Raw genomic sequence first — 20,775 nt, 5'->3', positions numbered from 1 at the left:
TGGTTGTTGCTTTAAGTAGAAGATGCAGTAGCCCTCTTACAAAATACATGAAGATGAAAATAGCTTATATCAGTACCTCACTGCCCATGGAATGTGGCATTGCTACATTCAACGCCAATTTGGCAATTGCTATTAACCAACACGACGCCATTTCCAAAGATAGTTTCGTTATTGCTTTAAGCGATGCCGAAGACTTAAAAACTCACCATTATCCTAAAGAAGTAAAATACATCATTAGGCAAAATAACCAAAAAGACTATTTACGGGCAGCCAACTACATCAATACCAGCCAAGTTGATGCCTGTGTAATTGAACACGAATTTGGCATTTACGGCGGTGAAAGCGGTTTGTACCTGCTTACCTTAATGGCAAGAATCAACAAGCCTATCATTACCATTTTACATACGGTACTTAAACAACCTAATTATATTCAGCAAACCATCATCCAACAAATTGCCAAAAGATCGGCCAATATTGTGGTGATGAGCCAAAAAGCTATCGGTTTTTTAACGAGCATTTATCAAGTTCCCAAAGAGAAAATCAAGTACATAGAACATGGGGTTCCTGATTTAGAACCTTCTACACACAATCCTATCAAGGCCGCTTATCCATTTAAAGATAATAAGGTATTACTAACCTTTGGCTTAATTAGCCGTGGCAAAGGTTTAGAAACTGTGGTAGAAGCATTGCCTCAAATCGTTAAAAATCATCCAAATGCCGTATATGTGGTTTTGGGTAATACACACCCTGGGGTAGTTAAAAGCGCAGGAGAAGAATATCGTGATAGTTTAAAACGTTTGGCCAAGAAGTTAAACGTAGAAAATCATTTGGTATTCGTCAATAAGTTTGTAGATGAAAATGAACTTTATCAGTACCTTTCTGCTACTGATGTTTACATTACCCCGTATTTAAATGAGGCGCAAATTACCAGCGGAACACTTTCTTATGCGGTAGGTGCTGGAGCAACTGTCATCTCAACTCCTTACTGGCATGCACAAGAATTATTGGCTCAAAAACGCGGGTTATTGTTCGATTTCAAAAATAGTCAGCAATTAGCAGTCATGGTAAATGAGCTCTTGGAACAACCCGAGAAACTAAGTGAACTAAAATACAATGCTTATCAGTACGGACTTTCGCTACGTTGGCCCAACATTGGCAAAAAGTACATTAAAGTACTTCAAAATGCCATAGTAGATCGGGAAAAATCTGATTTGGAAAGTAAAAGCATCATCGATGTAGATAGTATTCCTACTTTTAACTTGAGTCATATCCGTCGTCTAACAGATGATACAGGCATTGTGCAACACGCCAAGTATGGCATTCCTAACTTAAAGGAAGGTTATTGTTTGGACGACAATGCGAGGGCCTTAATTATGGCGCTAATGGCTTTTGAACAATATAAAAGTAAAGAATCTCTGGATTTACTTCCTATTTACTTGAGCTATATTCAATATATGCAAAAGGAAGACGGCAATTTCCGAAACTTCTTAAGTTTTAATAGAAATTATTTGGATGAAGTTGGCTCCGAAGATTCGTTTGGTAGAACCATTTGGTCACTAGGTTATCTGATCAATTATGCTCCAAACAACTCTTATAAGGAATTTGCCGATGAGCTTTTCTTAAAATCAGTTCCTCATTTCGCACAACTTCAACATTTAAGAGGAGTTGCCAATACCATGATTGGGGTACATCATTATTTAAAAGTAAACCCTCATGACGAACGCATTATAAATGAATTTAACCAATTAGCTGTGCCGTTAATTGACGCTTATCTAGATAATAAATCGGGCGATTGGCACTGGTTTGAACAAAAAATGACTTACGACAATGCTATTTTACCTTTAGCACTGCTCTGCCACTATGAAATTAATAAGAACGTTCAATCGTTAAACATTGCTTTAGAAGCTTTGGATTTCCTTACCAATAAAACATTAGCTTTTGGTTTTTTAAATCCTGTGGGGAATGATGGTTGGCTGGAGAAGAATAGTGCAATGGCGTTATATGATCAACAAGCGATAGAAACGATGGCCATGGTGCTGGTTTATTTTAAGGCATATGAAATCACAAAAGATGTAAAGTATATGCATCATTTATACCAAAGCTATTTATGGTTTTTGGGAGAAAACAGCTTGAATCTACCGCTTTATGACCATGAAACTAAAGGTTGTGCTGATGGCTTACAACCACACGGTGTAAATAGAAATCAAGGGGCCGAAAGCACCCTGGCTTATTTGATTTCTCATTTGGTAGTATTTAAAGCTTTAGAAATTGAATATCGTTACCTGGCGGACAATAAGTTACAAGAGGATATTTTAGAGAATTAGGTCGCATCAAGCTTTAATATGCGAATAAACCTCGTAGATTTAGAAAACCTACGAGGTTTTTTAATTATTATTAGAGATTCCTCGGCGATGTGCTTCTCTCGGAATGACTGCAATTTTATTTTCTTCATTACAAAAAAGAATCACGTCCGTTAGAACGAAAAAGTTAAACCGCGCTGCCGTTATTATGTTCCATAATACGCTCCAGCAAACGTTCTAAATTCACCGTCGCAAAAGAAGAACAATAATCAGACAAGCCATATGGAATAATCAGTTCACCGTTATGGATAATGGAACCGCAAGAATATAAAACGTTAGGCACATACCCTTCCCTTTCATCGGGATTAGGGACCAATAATGGTTCATGCAAACGACCAATTTCAATAGAAGGATCATTCAAATCCAACAAACTTGCTCCTAAACAATACCTACGCATGGGCCCTACGCCGTGGGTAATGATTAGCCAACCTGCTTCTGTTTCTATAGGCGACCCACAATTACCAATCTGTATAAATTCCCAAGGATATAAAGGAGCTTGTAGCTTAATCGGCTGGTCCCAAACCGTAATCCTATCCGAGTACATTAAGTAATTGTTCCAACCGTCTATCCTCGACATCATGGCATATTTACCATTGATCTTTTTAGGAAACAGTGCTAAATTCTTATTCTGTGCCCCTTTTCCATGCAACGGGCTTACTTTAAAATCGTAAAAATCGGTGGTCTGCATCAGTTTGGGAATAATAAAAGCCCCATCAAATGCCGTATAGGTTCCATAATAGATTACGCTGCCATCATCTTTGGTAAAACGTACAAAACGCGCATCTTCAATACCCTTGCGCTCAAATTCTGAAATTGGAAAAATTACACGATCAGAGATATCTGTATCCTTAGAAAAACAAATCTCATGATAAGTATCAGACAACCATAAAATGCGGTCATATTCCAACTTATCTGCATCTTCCTTCTGTTTCTCCTTAGCATCCAATACCAATTTCCGAAGTTGGGGATAATCAAACTTTTCTCCCAAATGTCCATTCACATCGGTAATCACATTCATCGAAATACTGGCGTCGGCAGCCTTTTTTAGAAAAAGACGTTTATTGTAAATCGCATTCTTCACTACCTCTGCTTCATCTATATAACTCCCTGCAGGCATTACGTGAATATTATTGTGGCTATCTATGAGCGCTCTTCTAAATACTACAGAAGAAATATGCCCTTCGCCTACTGCCCTGAAGCTGATAATTACCCGCTTTTCTCCCTCCACCAAATTGGTCTGGTCGGGATCTTCTACAATAGATGGATTAAAAAATGCCGCTGATTCAATAGAATATTCATGTGTAAAGTAAGAACCGATGAGATATTTGGTAAACTCGTCCATGTTTTTATAGTCGATGCCCATCTCTTCAATTAGCCATTGTATTTTTTTGCAGTGCTTCAAAAATACCTTGGTAATGTTCCTATGTCGTTTTGAAAATTCTTGAAGCAAAGGCGACACAATGTCGAAAATTTGCTTTTCGCTAAGACTGGTGACTTTGGCCACTACTTCCCTGGCTCTTTCATCACCGTTATAGAAAAATCTAGCAATTACTCTTTTGGGGTCTGGATAAACCTTAACTGGTTTTCTGCTGACTGTTATCCTCATAGTGGAATTTGTTTTGAATGAATAACAATTTTTTTGGAATAGGGTTTGCCAAAAACCGATTAGCAATGCCTAAAAACCAAAAGTACAAACGAATTGTTATCAATTAAAAGAACATTTATGAATTCTCCGCACGTTGATTTTTATATTATTGCCAATATAGATGGCGACGAAAAACATATCAAAGTTATTGAACTGGAAACCACTGATGGTGTCCCCTACTATTCTTGCTATATCGGGGAAACGGAAATCACCCAACTTAGAAATGAAATTTACGGAAAATGGGAACAGCTTTGGGGTAATCTCCCACCAGAAACCATCGAACTGATAGGGGAGAAAATTCTGGAGAAAACTACGCCACCTTAATCGGGTAAATTGGCTTTCAGTACGCCTTGAATTAAACAGTATTTAATCAAAGCAGCCGTGTTACGTACTCCTGTTTTACTGATCATTTGTAAACGATGTCCTTCTACCGTACGCTTACTGGTAAATAGTTTTTCGGCAATTTCTAAATTGGTATAACCATCCGCAATGAGTTCTAAAATTTCAATTTCCCTACTCGAAAAATCAACCTTAACTTGTTGATTTTGTGAAACGCCAATTCTTACACCCATTAAGCTTTTGCTCAACAATTTGTAGGCAAGTTCAGCACAAACATAAAAAGAGTTATACATCACTTGCTTGATGGAAAAAATCAATTCCTCTTCGTTCACACTTTTCAACAAGTACCCTTTAGCCCCAGCTTGCAAAGCTTGCGAAACATATTTCTCATGGTCTAACATCGACAACATGATGACTTTAGTTTTAGGGTGATGTTCATTGATTTGCTTACAAAGTTCCAATCCATTCATTTCTGGCATATTAATATCCGCCAATACTAAATCGATAGGTTCTTCCGTAGCCTTAAGGATTTCCATAGCTTCCACACCATTACCGCTTTCCCCTACCACGTTAAAATCATTATATTTCAAAAGCAACGACTTAATACCATCTCTCACCAAGTGATGATCGTCTGCTAGAAGAATGTTTATTTTTTTGAGATTATTTTGCGCCATTTAAAGGGATATTCATTAATACTTTTGTGCCACTCTCTGGGGTGGAGAAAACTTCAAAAATGCCATTTAGTATATGTAATCTATTCATGATACTTTTTAGGCCAAAGCCTTTTTTGGCATCACTCAATATCGTTTTATCGAGCCCTATCCCATTATCTGTTTGGCTAATATATAATTCGTCTCCTTTTTGCATCACAAGTACATTTACGTGACTAGCCTCAGCATGTTTTATCGTATTATTTATTAATTCTTGTAAAATACGGTAAATAATTACTTCAACATTATTATTGATGCGTGATGTTTTCACACTAAAACTAAAATTAAAAGAAATTTGTTGCATATCAAGCTTTCTTTCAAGCATATCTTTGATAGCAGCTTCTAAGCCCATATCATTGAGCAATACAGGTGTAAGTTCAAAAGAAATTTCCCGCACTTTTTTAATCGCTGCATTTAGCAAAGTCCTGCTTTCAGTTTCTGAAGAACCTAATTTTAATTGTGCCGCAAATAGCAATTGGCCTATCTCGTTATGCAAGTTTTCGGCAATATTTCTCCGCTCCTCTTCCTGTGCATTAATGATGGCTTCAAACAATTGCTGCTGCTGTAGAACTTTTAGTTGTGCCCGTTCATCAATTAACCTTTGTCGTTCTTCACTAAGTTCAATTTGCTGGGTAATATCCTGCGAAATACCAATAATTTGCAATGGTGTGCCATGCACATCACGCTTTAGTACCTTTCGTTTGGTAGCTAACCAACGTACCTTACCTTCAAAATCAATAATCCTGTAATTAAACTGACTGATATGCTCGTCATTAGCCAATTTTAAACTGTCAATCTCTTTAAAGTAATGATATTGATCGGCAGGATGTATTGTTTTTTCAAAAAAACGAAGCCCCATATCATTAATCTCCTTCTTACCCAATTTAAACAAATGATGCACGTGGGCATTGGAGTAAATTTTCCGCATTTGTTGGATATCAGTCACACATATCATATCTGGAATTGCATCAGCCATTTTAGAAAACACTAGGGAATCCATCTCAAAATCATCGATCAGGATCTGGTCTAGTTCCTTACGTGCGAGCTCTAAATCTTTACTTTTCTCCATAAACCGCCTGTTGGAATAGTCTCAAAACTAATATAGGATAAATCTGTTGTTTATGCGTTACTAATCGGCAACGAAACAACTTTCCACACCATCTAAAAAATAGCTCAAATCAAAAGGCTTGGCTATAAACAAATCGATGTGTTTTTGGCAATCGCCAAATTTATGTAAAGGATATGCGGAGATCACGATGAGCGGTATAGATGGATAAAATAACTTAATTTTTTGGCATAGGCTTTCATGATCAGGCATGGGAGCCAACACATGATCCAATAATACCAAATCTGGATTTAAAAATTGGGGTTTGCTCAACGTTTCAGTAGAAACGAAAGTGAGCTCATATTTTTCGGGTAAAAGCGCGGCAGACAGGATGGTTTGCATACTATCCTCATCTTCAAAAATTAACAGTTTGCGTTTTTCGGCGATAAAGCCAGGTAGGTAAGCCATATTTAGGTAATTTCATCGAGCATCGTGCCAGTATCGGCCATGGCAAGTTGTTCTTCTTCTTGTTGTTTATGATGAATAATAATTTTTATTAGGTTAATTACTTTCTGTTCATCAAGTTCCAAAGCTTGCGCTAATAGAGAGGTGTATGCCGTTACTTGATATTGTTGCGCTTGCTGCATTCCTACAATTAATCCTGCATCGCGGATAAAACTAAATCTTGGTGTCACATCAATAATATCGTAACATTCCTCAATTAATACTTCCATATCCTTATTATCTGCAGATAAAATCTCTACTCCCAAAGCCTCAAAACAGCTTTCTAATCTATGGAGATGATCTTTGCCTACTTTTTGGAATTTAATTAGCAGCTCCAGTAAATCTTCATTGCCCACAGCCAACTGCAAAATAGGCAATACAGTTAGCCATTGCCTTTCTGCATCATACACTAGCTGTATACTTTCTACCAAAGATTTACTTCTTAAATCTTCTTTGTTGAGCGTTTTCTCTTTTGAAACATTAGAGTGGATAACATTAACCATAACTAACTAATTAAAAATCAAAGAATAACCACCTCATTAAATGATGATTTGCAAGGTCTAATATCCGACAACATATTTATCTCACCAAGGCAATTTATACTCAAAAACAACGTATAAATACCCATTTTAAAACCTCAAAGTTTAAGTGGCAAAGTCATAAACAATTTTTTGATACATAGTGTTTTAGCAATTATAAAAATTAAATAATCTTTGTTTATAAAATTAATTAAAACACGCTAAATTGTTAATCTTCCTCCTGTTACAGGCAGTACCGCTCCAGAGACAAAACTTGCATCAGCGGAAGCCAAAAAAAGAAAAGCTGGAGCTATTTCTACAGGTTGTCCAGGACGTTCCATGGCCGTATTTTGTCCAAAAGTTTTTACGTTAAACTTAGTTGCTGGAATTAAAGGCGTCCAAACTGGTCCAGGAGCAACGGCATTTACCCTAATCCCTTTCCCTTGCTTCAATAAAATCTGACTTAAATTGGAAGTAAAATTAATGACGGCACTTTTAGTTGCCGAATAAGGTAACAAGTCTTCAGAGGGCTCAAAAGCTGTTACCGAAGTTGTATTGATGATGCTGCTGCCTTTAGGCATATGCGGGATAGCGGCCTTACAAAGATAAAAAATAGCCTTTACGTTAGTATCGAAGGTAAAACTCCACTCTTCATCGGATATATCTTCAATACTTTTTCTACTGATGTGAAACGCAGCATTATTAATGAGCACGTCGATATGGCCAAATTCTTTCACGGCTTTTGCTACTATAGCTTTGCATTGCGCTTCCTTGGTGATGTCACCTTTCATTAAAATAGCCATCCTACCCGCTTCCCTTACATATTGCGCTGTGATTTCCGCATCTTTATCTTCAACATCGGACAAATAGCTGATCAGTATATCCGCTCCCTCTCGTGCAAAAGCAATGGCTACCGCCCTACCAATCCCAGAATCGCCACCAGTGATGATGACTTTCTTATCTTTAAAACGACCATACCCGATATAACTTTCTTCGCCATGGTCTGCTTTGGGTTTCATTTGGTCTTCCGTTCCTGGATGCTCTTGCTTAGGTGTATTAAATGGAGGTTTAGGGAATAGCGTTTTTGGGTCTTTATTTTCGTTCTTCTTACTCATCTTAATTCTGTTAATGATATAAAACTGAACGATTAAAGCTTAGAAATGTTTACGTGTTTTTGCTTTAGCGCAGAAATACGTTAATATAAAAGCGTATTTATACAGCAATAAAAAAGCTGCAAACTTTTAGGTCTGCAGCTTTTTCAATTGTATTCAGTGTGAAACTAGTTAATTGCTTTTACAAAATTCATCACTACGTAAGCTGTTTTACCACTATATTCAATTGGCGATTTGACAGTCATCGTGTTATCATTAGCACTGGTTAAAACCAAACGGTACCCTTCGGTCACATTCTTAGCTTTCTCTCCCTCATATATTTTTTTGAATTGGAAGGTTTCATCGGCAGTACTTACCGACCAGAAGATGTTTTGGGTCTTGGCACCACAGCTAGAACTAGCTGGCAAGGCGTAACTTCCGTTACCACTATTGGTTAACCTCCATGAACTACCTACAAAACATTTGTAAGAAGTTTCTCCCAAAAATGACCTAACAGCCACATCAGGAATACCCTCGAAGGTAATGTTGTTCAACGTCCAGTTGCCTGTTACATTGCCTCTACGTACTGCAGGAGCACCTGTAGTCGTTTTTGGAGAGCAGCTTTCTAACACCACCAACGATGTTAAGCACAAAGCGATAGCTAAAATTAATTTTTTCATCTGTTTATTTTTTATTTTCCATTTTAACAGAGCGATGGCTGGTTTTTTCACCCCGTCTTCGTCTATGTATAATTTTCGTGAAGCATTAAACATAAATCCTGCCAAAAATAAACTATCTAAAACATTTCAGCTACATTTGTTTAATTACTTTTTAACCTTCCTTTTTTATGAAAGCTGAAACCACTGCTATACACGCATCTGACCTCGTAAAATCAAATACTGGCGACGTAACTACTCCCATTCATCTTTCCACTACCTATTACAGAGGTGAAGACGGTGGCTATCCTGGTGGTCATATGTATAGTAGAGTGAGCAATCCAAATCGGTCAGCTTTGGAGAAAGTGATTAGCGAATTGGAAGGCGGCGCTGACACCTGTGCTTTTTCTTCGGGCAATACTGCTGGCATGGCTGTTTTTCAAGCTCTAAAACCAGGCAGTCATATTATTGCTCCCGATGACATGTATTGGGGATTTAAAAAACAATTGTTAACCATTTTTGCAGATACTTTAAGCTTTGATTTTGTTGATTTAACAGAAATAGCCAAAGTAGAAAGCTATGTAAAATCTAACACCGTTTTGATATGGGCAGAAACCCCTTCTAATCCTTTATTGAAGGTGTCTGATATTGAAGCCTTGAGCAACATAGCCAAACAGCACAAGTTAATTTTTGTGGTAGACAGTACTTTTGCTTCTCCAATTTTACAAAATCCTATTGCCTTGGGGGCAAATATTGTCATGCACTCTACCACTAAATATATTGGCGGACATAGTGATGTTTTAGGTGGCTCACTTACGTTTGCTGCTAAAAATGAATTTTGGGAGAAAGTTAAAAACATACAGGAAACAGGTGGAGCGGTACCTTCGCCTTTTGATTGTTTTCTATTGCTAAGAAGCATTAAAACCTTGGCTTACCGTATTAAAGGACATTGCGAAAATGCAGAAAAACTAGCGGACTATCTGAATCAACACCCAAAAGTGGAAGCTGTTTTTTATCCAGGCTTACCTTCGCACCCTCAACACGAAATTGTGAAAAAACAGATGCGAGGTTTTGGCGGTATGCTGTCTATTTTAACCAAAGGTGATGCAGAAAATGCCCGAAAAGTAGTGAACAGCGTTAAGATTTTTACTCAAGCCACTAGCTTAGGCGGTGTAGAAAGCTTAATCGAACATCGTGCCTCTGTAGAAGGCCCTACTACCAAAACGCCACAGAATTTAATCCGTATCTCCGTTGGACTAGAACATATTGATGATTTGATTGCTGATTTGGAACAGGCATTGGGTTAAAATTAAGAGCAGAAAGTAAAAATTTATAGAATTCCGCCTTACACCGTCATTTCGAACGCAGAGAGAAATCCAACGATATACACTAAACATTTTTAGATTTCTCCTCGTTCCTTGTCGAAATGACGAAGTATCGTGGTTAATCGAAAAAACGAATAACTAATTTTATAACGATGAAGAACGCTCTTATCTCCATATCTATATTGTTATTTTTAAGCTGCAATCAACCTCAAAAACAAGGTGATGAATTAAAAGATACCATCAACGCCAAGCCTTCGGAGAAAACCGAAGAGCCGCTACTTTTAAAACACGCTAACCAAGACGACAGTTATACTAAAAAATCAAATTCGAAAGAAAACCATCTATCCAAGCATTACATCCAAACTGATTCTCTAATCATCCATACTGAAATTGGGGAAACGGTAAGATTTTCAAAAAAGGATATTAATGAAATTATAAACAATCATCCTGAATTTTTTAATGATATTCCAATTCACCCTAATTGGTCGTACAATAAATATGTTAATGGAGTCGATTTCGGCAGCGAAGTTGGACAAGATGATTATTACCTACTCTATGCATATTTTTTGAAGCAAAAAAATGGTTCTAAAAAGTATGCGTCACAACGAATGAGATTGATTAATATTTATTCCAGCATCAACTCTTTATTTCAAAAATTCCAATATGGCGGCACTTATTTCGGCCATCAACATATACGCATATTAGGATATGCAGAATACGCTATTTACATCATGCCCAAAGAAGGCGAATTAATCGATAAAAAGTATAACATCAATCAGCAAAAGGCACTTTACATTAAATCACTTAGACAACTTATTAAAGATGAAAATCAATTTGATTTTGATACTCCCCCAAAAGAAAAATCTGAGCGACTTAAGGGACTTCATCAAATAGTAGATGAATTAGATAAACTGATTACCAATTTATTTTATTTGCGACAGGCGCAGGAATTTCAATATACAAACTATCAGTATTATTGATGTAGTGTTTTACCGTCATTTCGACTATACCAGACTTACGAAGTTTTAGAAACTTCGTAAGTCTCAATTCCGATATTCGTCATTGCGAAGCACAAACTGACTCGACTTTTCGGGAGAGAAATCTCTGGAAAGGTATAATTCAAAGATTTCTCTACAAGGTCGAAATGACGGAAGTATCATCGTTAACAATTACCCAAACAAATCACTGCTCAAATACCGATCTCCCCTGTCGCAGGTGATAAAAACAATCAATCCGCTTTCTAATTCCTCCGCCAATTGCAGGGCGCAATGCAGGGCCCCGCCACTACTCATTCCAGCAAATATTCCTTCTTTACGGGCCATGGTTCTGGCTGCAAGGGTAGCATCATGCTGCGAAACATCCATAATCCTATCCACTCGTTCAGGCTCGTAAATCTTAGGCAAATACTCAATAGGCCAACGGCGAATCCCTGGAATAGATGATTCCTCGGTTGGCTGACAACCTACAATTTGGATATCAGGGTTCTTTTCTTTCAAGTATCTCGAGTTACCCATAATACTTCCAGTAGTCCCCATACTGCTCACAAAATGGGTGATTTTCCCTTCGGTATCATTCCAAATCTCTGGGCCAGTAGTTTTATAATGGGCCAAGTAATTATCAGGATTAGCAAATTGATTTAATAAAAAATAACCAGATTGTGTTCCTTTCTCTTCGGCATAATCTCTACAAACTTCTATCGATTCCAACAAAGTCACTTTTGCGCCAAAAGCTTCCATGGTTAAGGTGCGCTCTCGAGTAGAACTGGCTGGCATGACCAATTCAATATCGATACCATAAATAGAAGCAATCATTGCCAAAGCAATGCCCGTGTTACCACTGGTAGCCTCTATCAGTTTGGTGTTTTTATCCACCTCTCCTCTTTCCATTGCACTGCGAATCATATTTAACGCAGCCCTATCTTTCACACTCCCGCCAGGATTATTCCCTTCTAACTTTGCATAAATTTTAACATTTGGATTGGTATTCAAATACCTGATTTCTGCCAAGGGTGTATTTCCAATGCAATCTATAATGGTCTTCATTTCTTTAATTTTATGCTAAGCTGCTAGCCCTTATTACTTTCTTTAATTTTAATCTCCGCCTGATGGTACACTGTTGAACCTTCGGGCACACTTCTAGTTAACCAAACATTACCGCCAATCACACTATGATCACCTATCACCGTTTCGCCACCCAAAATAGTTGCTCCCGAATAGATAATCACATGGTTGCCAATGGTAGGATGCCTTTTAGAATTAGACTGTGTTTTATCCACGCTCAATGCGCCCAAAGTCACACCCTGATATAATTTCACATGATTTCCGATAATGGTGGTTTCACCAATTACCAAGCCCGTACCGTGGTCAATGTACAAATACTCTCCAATTTGTGCTGCTGGATGAATATCTATACCTGTAGTGGTATGCGCATACTCCGTAATAATGCGTGGAATATGTGGCACATCTAACAAATGTAACTCATGCGCAAAGCGATACATCGCAATCGCAAAAAAACCAGGATAACACCTAATGATTTCAAACTCGCTTTTAGCTGCTGGATCTCCTTCCACAATAGAAATCAAATCGGTGTTCAACTTTCTATATACTTCTGGCAGCACATCAAAAAAAGCATCCGATATTTCCTTATACTGGTTCTTATGACAAGCTTTTGTAGATTTTAGGATAAGCTGTAGTTCTTCTTTTAATTCAAAGAAAACACCTTTCAGCACCTCTTGATTATAATTAGTAGATGCTCCCCTTTCAGGAAAAATCAAATTCAACAATGATTGCGCCCAGTTGGCAATCATCTGATTAGAAGGCACTACCTGCTGTTGATTTTGGCGTTGTATAATGCTATTTAAAAATTCAGTATTCAAAATTCAGAAATATATAGTAAGTCCACAAAGTTACTATACTTTATATCACATTCAAGTTTTCTACTGTCAAACAACTGCCAAAATTAAAAACCAACAAAAACAACATACAAATAAAATATTGAAAATCAGAATTATAAATATTTTTCAAAATTTTATTTTGCATAAAAAGAAAAAACACACTACATTTGAAACATTATTTGGAGCACCAAGTAAAAGTCAATTACCTGTTAGGTCATTGATTTATAAAGAAGTGGCGAGAGACTGGCTCAATGACCCACTGGCAACCCTCAAAAAGAGAAGGTGCCAATTCCTGACCAAAATGCATGGTGCATTTTGGAGATATAAATTAATAAGATGAAACTAATTAATTCTATCCCAGTAAGTAACTTAGTATCCGAGCAGGTCGGCAAAAACACTATTTGTAATACGATTATTGGCAATTATTGCAATATGCCATCGATTTGTATGTGCTATGGCATGTGCTAAATCATAAAATCTTCCATTTTGTAATTTTCTAACAATTCGGAAGGCCCTAAGAAATTAGGGTACGCAACATCACTATATGCAGCAAGACCAAATGGTCGTCCACTGCGAACAAGCGTTAATCATCATTCAAAATCGTAAAACAACATGTCACAACATAAATTCGAAACACTACAAATCCACGCAGGACAAGAAATAGATCCAGCAACTGGCTCAAGAGCAGTACCTTTATATCAAACTACTTCTTATGGTTTTAAAAACTCGGAGCACGGCGCTAATCTTTTTGCTTTAAAAGAATTCGGGAACATCTACACCCGTATCATGAACCCTACTACCGATGTTTTTGAAAAACGCATCGCCGCTTTGGAAGGTGGTGTAGCGGCACTTGCAGTAGCTTCTGGGCAAGCGGCACAGTTCATTGCCCTAAACAATATTTTACAAGCTGGCGATAACTTTATTTCCTCTAACCACTTATATGGCGGTTCATATAACCAATTCAAAGTAGCTTTTAAACGCTTGGGCATTACCGTAAAATTTGCCGATGCAGACAATGTATCAGATTTTGAAGCTAAAATTGATGAAAACACTAAAGCCATTTATGTAGAAACCATTGGCAATCCATCATTCAGCATCATCGATTTTGACCAGATCGCAGCCATTGCTAAAAAACACGACCTACCTTTAATTGTAGATAACACCTTCGGTGCAGCGGGTTACTTGTTCAAACCTTTGGAACATGGTGCTAACGTAGTGGTTGAATCGGCTACTAAATGGATTGGCGGACACGGCACCAGCATTGGCGGTGTAATTGTTGACGGTGGTAATTACAACTGGGGCAATGGCAAGTTCACTCAATTTACCGAACCATCTGAAGGTTATCATGGCCTAGTTTTCAATGACGTTTTTGGACAAAATGGTCCATTTGGTAATATTCAATTTATCATTAGAGCTCGCGTGGAAGGACTAAGGGATTTTGGTCCATCACAATCACCTTTCAATTCGTTCTTGTTATTGCAAGGTTTAGAAACCCTTTCGTTAAGGGTTCAACGCCACGTAGAAAATGCATTGGCATTAGCAAAATGGTTAGAAAGCCATCCAGCAGTGACCAAGGTAAATTACCCAGGTTTAGAAAGCAGCCCTTACCACGCGAATGCGAAAAAATATTTATCTAACGGCTTTGGCGCAGTATTAAGCTTTGAAGTAAAAGGTGTGAAAGAAAATGCGACCAAGGTAGTTGACAACTTAAAACTGGTAAGCCATTTGGCCAATGTGGGCGATGCAAAAACACTGATTATCCAGCCTTCTGCAACCACCCACCAACAATTAAGTGATGCCGAGCAATTAGCCGCTGGAGTTACGCCAAACCTGTTAAGAGTTTCTGTAGGTATTGAACACATCGACGACATTAAAGCCGATTTTGAACAAGCTCTAAACGCTCTCGCTTCCTTGAACTAACAACCACAACACAACCACAACAACCCAACAATGAGTAATTCGTTAACCTATAAATACCCAAAAATATTCAAGCTCGAAAGCGGTAAAAAGCTTCGTCATTTGGAGATTGCCTACCAAACTTTTGGTACGCTAAACGTCAACAAAGACAATGTGATTTGGGCATGCCATGCTTTAACCGCTAATGCCGATGTATTAGACTGGTGGAAAGGTTTATTTGGCACCAAAGATTTATTTAATCCAGAAGAGCACTTTATCATTTGTGCAAACATTTTGGGTTCAAATTATGGTACTACCAATCCACTAAGCATTAATCCGACTACAGGACAGCCTTATTATTTGGCTTTCCCAGAATTTTCTATCAGAGATTTGGCAGCCATCCATCAATTACTGGCCGACCATTTGGGTATCAAGCAAGTGAAAACTTTAATTGGTGGTTCATTAGGTGGTCAACAAGCTTTGGAGTGGTCTATTTTAGGAAAAACTGAAATTGAAAACTTGATTTTAGTGGCTACCAATGCCGCACATTCTCCATGGGGAATTGCGTTTAACGAAAGTCAACGTTTGGCCATTGCTACCGATAGAACATTTTTCGCTAATCAGCCTAATGGCGGTTTAAAAGGTCTAAAAACTGCCAGAAGCATTGCTTTATTATCGTACAGAACTTACGAGGCTTATAACGAAACTCAATTGGAAAGTGTGAACGATAAAGTGACTGATTTCAGGGCTTCCTCTTATCAAAACTATCAAGGAGAGAAACTTTGCAAACGCTTTAATGCCTACAGTTACTGGTATTTGAGTAAAGCAATGGACAGTCACAATGTGGGACGTGGAAGAAAAAGCATTGTAGACGCCCTTAAGTTGGTGAAGGCTAATACTTTGGTAGTAGGTATCGAAAACGACATCCTCTTCCCTATTACCGAGCAACAGTTTTTGGCCCAGCATATTGCTGATGCACAGTTCAGCAGCATTAAATGCGCCTACGGCCACGACGGCTTTTTAATAGAAACAGATAAGTTGACCAATATTATTGGGCACTTTTTAAAAGAGAGTAAAAACAAAAAAATAATTAAGCTACAACACATCGCCTAAAGAGTGAAAAGTTGAAAGTGAAAAAAGACTAGACATCATCATTAAAAACAAGAAAAAGTAAAATCGGTGAAATCCTTTCATCATTTTAATCATCAACAAAAACATGAGCAAGAAACTTAAAATAGGATTATTTGGATTTGGTGTGGTAGGACAAGGTCTGCATGATATCATTAAATCCCAAAACCTAAACTTGGAAATCGTTAAAATAGCCATCAAAAACCCTGAAAAGAAAAGGACTTTAGATACGCATTTGTTTACCACTTCACATGATGAAATACTGGACAATCCAGAAATCAACACCATTGTAGAGCTGATTGACGATGCCGATGCTGCATATCAAATCACAAAAAAAGCACTTAGCAGCGGAAAGAATGTGGTATCCGCCAATAAAAAAATGATTGCTAATCACTTAGAAGAATTAGTACATCTACAAGAAGAACATGGCACTTCATTACTTTACGAAGGTGCGGTATGCGGTAGTATTCCAATCATCAGAAACTTAGAAGAATATTACGATAACGAGTTGTTGCACGGCATTAGCGGCATCTTTAACGGTTCGTCAAATTACATTCTTTCTAAAATATTTAACGAAGGCGCAAGTTATGACTCGGCTTTAAAAGAAGCACAAGATTTAGGCTTTGCAGAAACCAACCCTATTTTAGACGTTGGTGGTTACGACCCTAAATTTAAGTTGACCATTGCTACCGCACACGCTTACGGACTTTTCATCAACCCTGATAAAATATTGAACATTGGCATTCAAAACCTTGCCGATGCCGATATTCAGTACGCAAAAGAGAAGAACTATAAGATTAAATTAGTTCCTACAACCAGAAAAATCAGCACTAAACAGGTGATTACTTTTGTGTTGCCAAAGTTTGTAAAAAGCGATGATTTCCTTTACAACGTAGAGAATGAGTACAACGGTGTTACCGTACAAGCGGCATTTGCCGACAAACAGTTCTTCTTTGGTAAAGGTGCTGGAGGCCACCCCACAGGTGCGGCCGTACTTTCAGACATTGCTGCCTTGCGTTACGACTATCGCTACGAATACAAAAAATACCACCAAAAAAATGGTTTAATCCATACTGACAGAGTGAGTTTGGAAATTTATTTGCGCTACCAACACGAGTACACTTTAGAAAAACTTCAAATTGAGAATATCTCTGAACGTTTTTCACGCCACGATTACAAATATGTAATCGGCAACGTAAGCTTGAAAAGCCTTTTAGAGAACAAAGACCTACTCTTGAATAAAGATGTTTTTATCGCCCAAACAGGAAGAATCATCTACACTGAACAGGACATAAAAGCAATTGCCGAAGAAGGAATACTTGTTAATTAAATTTTTATATTGTTTTGTTTTGATGGTAAAACGCCCAGATGGATGTCTGGGCTTTTACTTTAATAATGCCACCACTTCGTGGTTATGGATTTTTGTTCTTGTATCTAGAATAATATCAGTCCTTCGGGCTTCAATATTATTGAGACCAGTTTCGGCAATGTTAAAACCACGAAGTGGTCATTACTCTAGTAGAATACGTAATGAGTAAAAACCCTGAAAGGGTGACATAAATGAAGACCAGCCCCGAACAGTTAGATGGTAATTATAATTTCTGATATTTTTTTTGAAGAGCAGTAACATTGCTACTATTTCCCGAAAGTCTGGCTGTCCGTTACAACTCCTCGCCTGCGTTACACTTGGCTGTGGGGTTTTCACTTCCATCCAGTCTATTTAACCTGTTGCAGTGCAAAAAAAAGCCCTTCGCAAATACAGTAATTGGTGCGTCATTTCAACCGTAGTGGAGAACCAAAGTTCTACGAAGTAAATTGAAAATCAACGAAGTTAAATCTTTGGAGTGTATTTAGTTTTACTGTTTAAAAGATTTCTCCACTCGTTTCACTGCGGTCAAGATAACGCATACGAAGAGTGTAACCACCAAAGATGCAAAAAACAAAAAGCTCCGTAAATTTACCTTACGAAGCTTTCTTTATATTGTACATATCAATTTAAGAAACTTCTCTGTTGATATCCCAATTTTCTAAATAATCTGCTACGCGACGAACAAACGAACCTCCCAATGCACCATCTACTACCCTATGGTCGTAAGATAAAGATAGGAACATCATGTGTCTGATCGCAATCACGTCACCATGTTCAGTTTCCAAAACAGCAGGTTTCTTTTTAATAGCACCTACCGCTAAAATAGCAACCTGTGGCTGATTGATAATTGGCGTCCCCATCACATTTCCAAATGAACCAACATTGGTTAACGTAAAAGTACCATTTTGCGTTTCATCTGGTTTTAGTTTCGAAGTACGAGCCCTATTCGCTAAATCATTTACTGCTCTAGTTAAACCTACCAAGTTCAATTGGTCAGCATTTTTAATTACTGGAACAATTAAATTACCTGATGGCAAAGCTGCAGCCATACCAATATTAATATCTTTCTTCTTAATGATTTGTGTACCATTTACAGATACGTTAATCATCGGAAAATCTTTAATTGCTCTCGCTACCGCTTCTACAAAAATTGGCGTGAAAGTAATTTTCTCATTTTCACGTTGCTCGAAAATCTTTTTCACTTTGTTGCGCCACAATACCAAGTTGGTCACGTCAGCCTCAACAAATGAAGTAACATGTGGAGAAGTCTGCTTACTCATCACCATATGGTCGGAAATAAGCTTGCGCATCCTGTCCATTTCTATAATTTCATCGCCACCGCTTACACTCGTAGCTGTTGGTGTAAGTGTCGCTTTTTCTGCTTGAACTGGAACTTCTTTCACAGGAGCTGTAGTTTCAACTGTTGTTGTAACACCACCTTTTTTAGTTTTAATGTGGTTAAGAAGGTCTTCCTTAGTCAAACGTCCATCAGCACCAGAACCTTTAATGGTATCTAATTCTTCTAACGAAACACCCTCCTCTTTGGCAATGTTTTTTACTAAAGGAGAGTAAAACCTTTCAGAAGCTTTAAAATCAATATTAGCAGCTACTGGTTGACTTTCTGCAGGCAATTGGCTAATGCCAGGAATCGCAGCTTCTGTCGCAACTTTTTGTGCTGGTTCAGGCTGTGCCATTTCCACTTTTTCTGCTGCTGTACTGGCTCCTTCTATTTCTATAATCGCAATCACAGCTCCAACCTGCACCACATCATCTACTTTAAAAAGGTGCTCTACCAGTTTTCCCTCCACAGGAGAAGGTACTTCTGAGTCAACCTTATCAGTAGCAATTTCTAAAATGGTATCATCTAAATTAATATGGTCGCCAGGCTGTTTAGTCCATTTAATAATGGTTGCTTCGGCGACACTTTCACCCATTTTCGGTAATAACAATTCGTATCGGGCCATATTTTTATAAGTTTATGTAATTTGGTTTGCGCCAAAAATACGTTTTTTAATGCTTTACATTCAAATCTTGTTTCAACTGTAAAAACAGCATCATCAAAGCAGCCATTGCCGAACGTTCGATGTTCTGGAAGCGTTGACTGGCGAATTTAAACATTTTAGCTTTTACTTCGGTTTTACTGGCTACAGCAATCCAAACCATGCCTACTGGCTTTTCTGGTGTACCACCGTCGGGACCTGCTATTCCCGTAATAGCTACTGCATAATCAGTTCTAAAGTTCTTCACTGCCCCTTGAGCCATTTCTGTAGCGGTTTGCTCACTTACCGCTCCATAGGCAGCTAAAGTAGTTTCACTTACCCCCAACACCAATTGCTTTAAATCGTTTGAATAAGTTACTGCTCCGCCTTGAAAAACCGAGGAAGAACCTGGGTGTTGTGTAAACAAATGAGAAACATAGCCTCCAGTACAGCTTTCTGCTAACGAAAGGGTCAACTGATACTTATCCATCAAATTAAGAACGGCTTTTTCAAAAGGTAAATCTTCGGTGAGCACCACATATTTTTCAACCCGTTCAACAATTTGCTTAGTATAATAGGCAACATCTGTAAGAATTTGAGCTTCATTAGTACCCGAGGCGCTTAATCTTAATCTTACCTGTCCAAGCTTTGGTAAGTATGCCAGTTTGATATAAGCGGGTAAAGCATTCTCAATGTCAGCAATTTGTTCCGCTAGAAAAGATTCACCCAAACCAGCCGTTAAAATATTCTGGTGGAAAATAAATGGCATTTCAAACCTCTCCTTAATACGAGGGATGATTTCATCTTCCATCAAATATTTCATTTCAAAAGGTACTCCAGGCATAGAGACAATAATTTTGCCATGATGCTCAAACCACATACAGGGTGCTGTACCGTTTTTGTTCTTGATGACGGTACAACCATCGGGCACTTCGGCTTGTTTAATATTGACCTCAATCATCGGCCTATTTAGCTTGTCGAAAAATTCCTTTACATGCGCTAAGGTCTCTTCGTCAAGTCGCAAAGGCATGTTAAAATATTTAGCAAGGGTAAGTTTGGTAATATCATCCTTAGTAGGCCCCAAACCACCAGTAATTAGAATAATGTCGGCACGATTTTGCGCCTCTTCTAAAGCTTTTACAATATGTTGGGCTTCATCTGAAATGGAAGTAATCTGTTTTACCTTTACCCCAATTTTATTCAGCTCTGCTGCCATCCAAGCAGAATTGGTATCGACAATTTGACCGATGAGAATTTCATCGCCTATGGTTATAATTTCTGCTAACATCTTTTTAACTTATTTTTAGGTTGACAGAT

At 38.0% G+C, this 20,775-nt stretch carries 18 protein-coding genes and 1 riboswitch; of the genes, 7 read left to right on the top strand and 11 right to left on the bottom strand.

The features are described 5' to 3' along the window. Nucleotides 1-47: 47 nt before the first annotated feature. The gene (locus tag DUT70_RS02270) at nucleotides 48-2,324 is read left to right on the top strand and encodes a glycosyltransferase family 4 protein (protein ID WP_317047806.1); all 2,277 of its coding nucleotides are present in this window, start codon (nucleotides 48-50) and stop codon (nucleotides 2,322-2,324) included. Between the two features lie 163 nt (nucleotides 2,325-2,487). On the opposite strand, the gene DUT70_RS02265 is transcribed toward DUT70_RS02270, so the two are convergent. Then, complete coding sequence (locus tag DUT70_RS02265; RefSeq protein WP_113645676.1) at nucleotides 2,488-3,966, bottom strand: glycoside hydrolase family 130 protein; 1,479 nt, start codon at nucleotides 3,964-3,966, stop codon at nucleotides 2,488-2,490. 117 nt (nucleotides 3,967-4,083) lie between these two features. On the opposite strand from DUT70_RS02265, the gene DUT70_RS02260 reads away from it, so the two are divergent. After that, nucleotides 4,084-4,329 carry a hypothetical protein gene (locus DUT70_RS02260; RefSeq protein WP_113645675.1) on the top strand — a complete coding sequence of 82 codons (246 nt, stop codon included), beginning with the start codon at nucleotides 4,084-4,086 and terminating at the stop codon, nucleotides 4,327-4,329. Here the strand turns inward: DUT70_RS02260 and DUT70_RS02255 are convergent. The 6 genes from DUT70_RS02255 to DUT70_RS02230 form a co-directional block, all read right to left on the bottom strand. Continuing rightward, nucleotides 4,326-5,018, bottom strand: coding sequence for a response regulator transcription factor (locus DUT70_RS02255; RefSeq protein ID WP_113645674.1), 693 nt, complete (start codon nucleotides 5,016-5,018; stop codon nucleotides 4,326-4,328). The genes DUT70_RS02260 and DUT70_RS02255 overlap by 4 nt on opposite strands. Continuing rightward, nucleotides 5,005-6,123, bottom strand: a complete 1,119-nt coding sequence (locus DUT70_RS02250) for a sensor histidine kinase (RefSeq protein ID WP_113645673.1) — start codon at nucleotides 6,121-6,123, stop codon at nucleotides 5,005-5,007. The genes DUT70_RS02255 and DUT70_RS02250 overlap by 14 nt, the downstream gene beginning before the upstream one ends. A 60-nt stretch (nucleotides 6,124-6,183) precedes the next feature. Continuing rightward, nucleotides 6,184-6,567: a DNA-binding transcriptional response regulator gene (locus tag DUT70_RS02245; protein WP_113645672.1), complete on the bottom strand. Its 384-nt coding sequence runs from the start codon at nucleotides 6,565-6,567 to the stop codon at nucleotides 6,184-6,186. A gap of 2 nt (nucleotides 6,568-6,569) precedes the next feature. Beyond that, nucleotides 6,570-7,106 carry a DUF892 family protein gene (locus DUT70_RS02240; RefSeq protein ID WP_113645671.1) on the bottom strand — a complete coding sequence of 179 codons (537 nt, stop codon included), beginning with the start codon at nucleotides 7,104-7,106 and terminating at the stop codon, nucleotides 6,570-6,572. Between the two features lie 236 nt (nucleotides 7,107-7,342). Next, a complete protein-coding gene (locus DUT70_RS02235) occupies nucleotides 7,343-8,236 on the bottom strand; it encodes an SDR family oxidoreductase (RefSeq protein WP_113645670.1) in 894 nt (297 codons plus the stop codon). Between the two features lie 164 nt (nucleotides 8,237-8,400). After that, nucleotides 8,401-8,892 carry a lipocalin family protein gene (locus DUT70_RS02230; protein ID WP_113646534.1) on the bottom strand — a complete coding sequence of 164 codons (492 nt, stop codon included), beginning with the start codon at nucleotides 8,890-8,892 and terminating at the stop codon, nucleotides 8,401-8,403. A 167-nt stretch (nucleotides 8,893-9,059) separates the two neighbouring features. On the opposite strand from DUT70_RS02230, the gene DUT70_RS02225 reads away from it, so the two are divergent. Both DUT70_RS02225 and DUT70_RS02220 read left to right on the top strand, forming a co-directional pair. Next, on the top strand, nucleotides 9,060-10,175 hold the full coding sequence (locus DUT70_RS02225) for a trans-sulfuration enzyme family protein (RefSeq protein ID WP_113645669.1): 1,116 nt from the start codon (nucleotides 9,060-9,062) through the stop codon (nucleotides 10,173-10,175). A 170-nt stretch (nucleotides 10,176-10,345) separates the two neighbouring features. Further along, nucleotides 10,346-11,173 carry a hypothetical protein gene (locus DUT70_RS02220; protein ID WP_128353276.1) on the top strand — a complete coding sequence of 276 codons (828 nt, stop codon included), beginning with the start codon at nucleotides 10,346-10,348 and terminating at the stop codon, nucleotides 11,171-11,173. A 189-nt stretch (nucleotides 11,174-11,362) separates the two neighbouring features. Here DUT70_RS02220 and cysM read toward each other — a convergent pair whose 3' ends face one another. Together cysM and epsC are read right to left on the bottom strand one after the other, a co-directional pair. Next, nucleotides 11,363-12,235 (bottom strand): cysteine synthase CysM, encoded by an 873-nt coding sequence (gene cysM / locus DUT70_RS02215; RefSeq protein ID WP_113645667.1) that lies wholly within the window; start codon nucleotides 12,233-12,235, stop codon nucleotides 11,363-11,365. 23 nt (nucleotides 12,236-12,258) lie between these two features. Continuing rightward, a complete protein-coding gene (gene epsC, locus DUT70_RS02210; protein WP_240432000.1) occupies nucleotides 12,259-13,068 on the bottom strand; it encodes a serine O-acetyltransferase EpsC in 810 nt (269 codons plus the stop codon). A gap of 237 nt (nucleotides 13,069-13,305) precedes the next feature. Then, nucleotides 13,306-13,416, top strand: a riboswitch (SAM riboswitch). Between the two features lie 282 nt (nucleotides 13,417-13,698). Here epsC and DUT70_RS02205 point away from each other — a divergent pair. The 3 genes from DUT70_RS02205 (at nucleotide 13,699) to DUT70_RS02195 (ending at nucleotide 17,440) form a co-directional block, all read left to right on the top strand. Then, nucleotides 13,699-15,006 carry an O-acetylhomoserine aminocarboxypropyltransferase/cysteine synthase family protein gene (locus tag DUT70_RS02205; protein ID WP_113645666.1) on the top strand — a complete coding sequence of 436 codons (1,308 nt, stop codon included), beginning with the start codon at nucleotides 13,699-13,701 and terminating at the stop codon, nucleotides 15,004-15,006. A 30-nt stretch (nucleotides 15,007-15,036) separates the two neighbouring features. Continuing rightward, nucleotides 15,037-16,095: a homoserine O-acetyltransferase family protein gene (locus DUT70_RS02200; protein ID WP_113645665.1), complete on the top strand. Its 1,059-nt coding sequence runs from the start codon at nucleotides 15,037-15,039 to the stop codon at nucleotides 16,093-16,095. A gap of 103 nt (nucleotides 16,096-16,198) precedes the next feature. Next, the gene (locus DUT70_RS02195) at nucleotides 16,199-17,440 is read left to right on the top strand and encodes a homoserine dehydrogenase (RefSeq protein WP_113645664.1); all 1,242 of its coding nucleotides are present in this window, start codon (nucleotides 16,199-16,201) and stop codon (nucleotides 17,438-17,440) included. A gap of 665 nt (nucleotides 17,441-18,105) precedes the next feature. Here DUT70_RS02195 and DUT70_RS02190 read toward each other — a convergent pair. Both DUT70_RS02190 and DUT70_RS02185 read right to left on the bottom strand, forming a co-directional pair. Next, a complete protein-coding gene (locus DUT70_RS02190; RefSeq protein WP_113645663.1) occupies nucleotides 18,106-19,443 on the bottom strand; it encodes a dihydrolipoamide acetyltransferase family protein in 1,338 nt (445 codons plus the stop codon). A gap of 46 nt (nucleotides 19,444-19,489) precedes the next feature. Then, nucleotides 19,490-20,746, bottom strand: a complete 1,257-nt coding sequence (locus DUT70_RS02185; RefSeq protein ID WP_113645662.1) for a competence/damage-inducible protein A — start codon at nucleotides 20,744-20,746, stop codon at nucleotides 19,490-19,492. Nucleotides 20,747-20,775 lie beyond the last annotated feature (29 nt).

The sequence above is a fragment of the Pedobacter chitinilyticus genome (assembly GCF_003313385.1).
In the GTDB taxonomy this organism is placed as follows: domain Bacteria; phylum Bacteroidota; class Bacteroidia; order Sphingobacteriales; family Sphingobacteriaceae; genus Pedobacter; species Pedobacter chitinilyticus.
The sequence above is the reverse complement of the archived record's forward strand: the minus strand, read 5'-3'. Positions and strand labels throughout refer to the sequence as shown.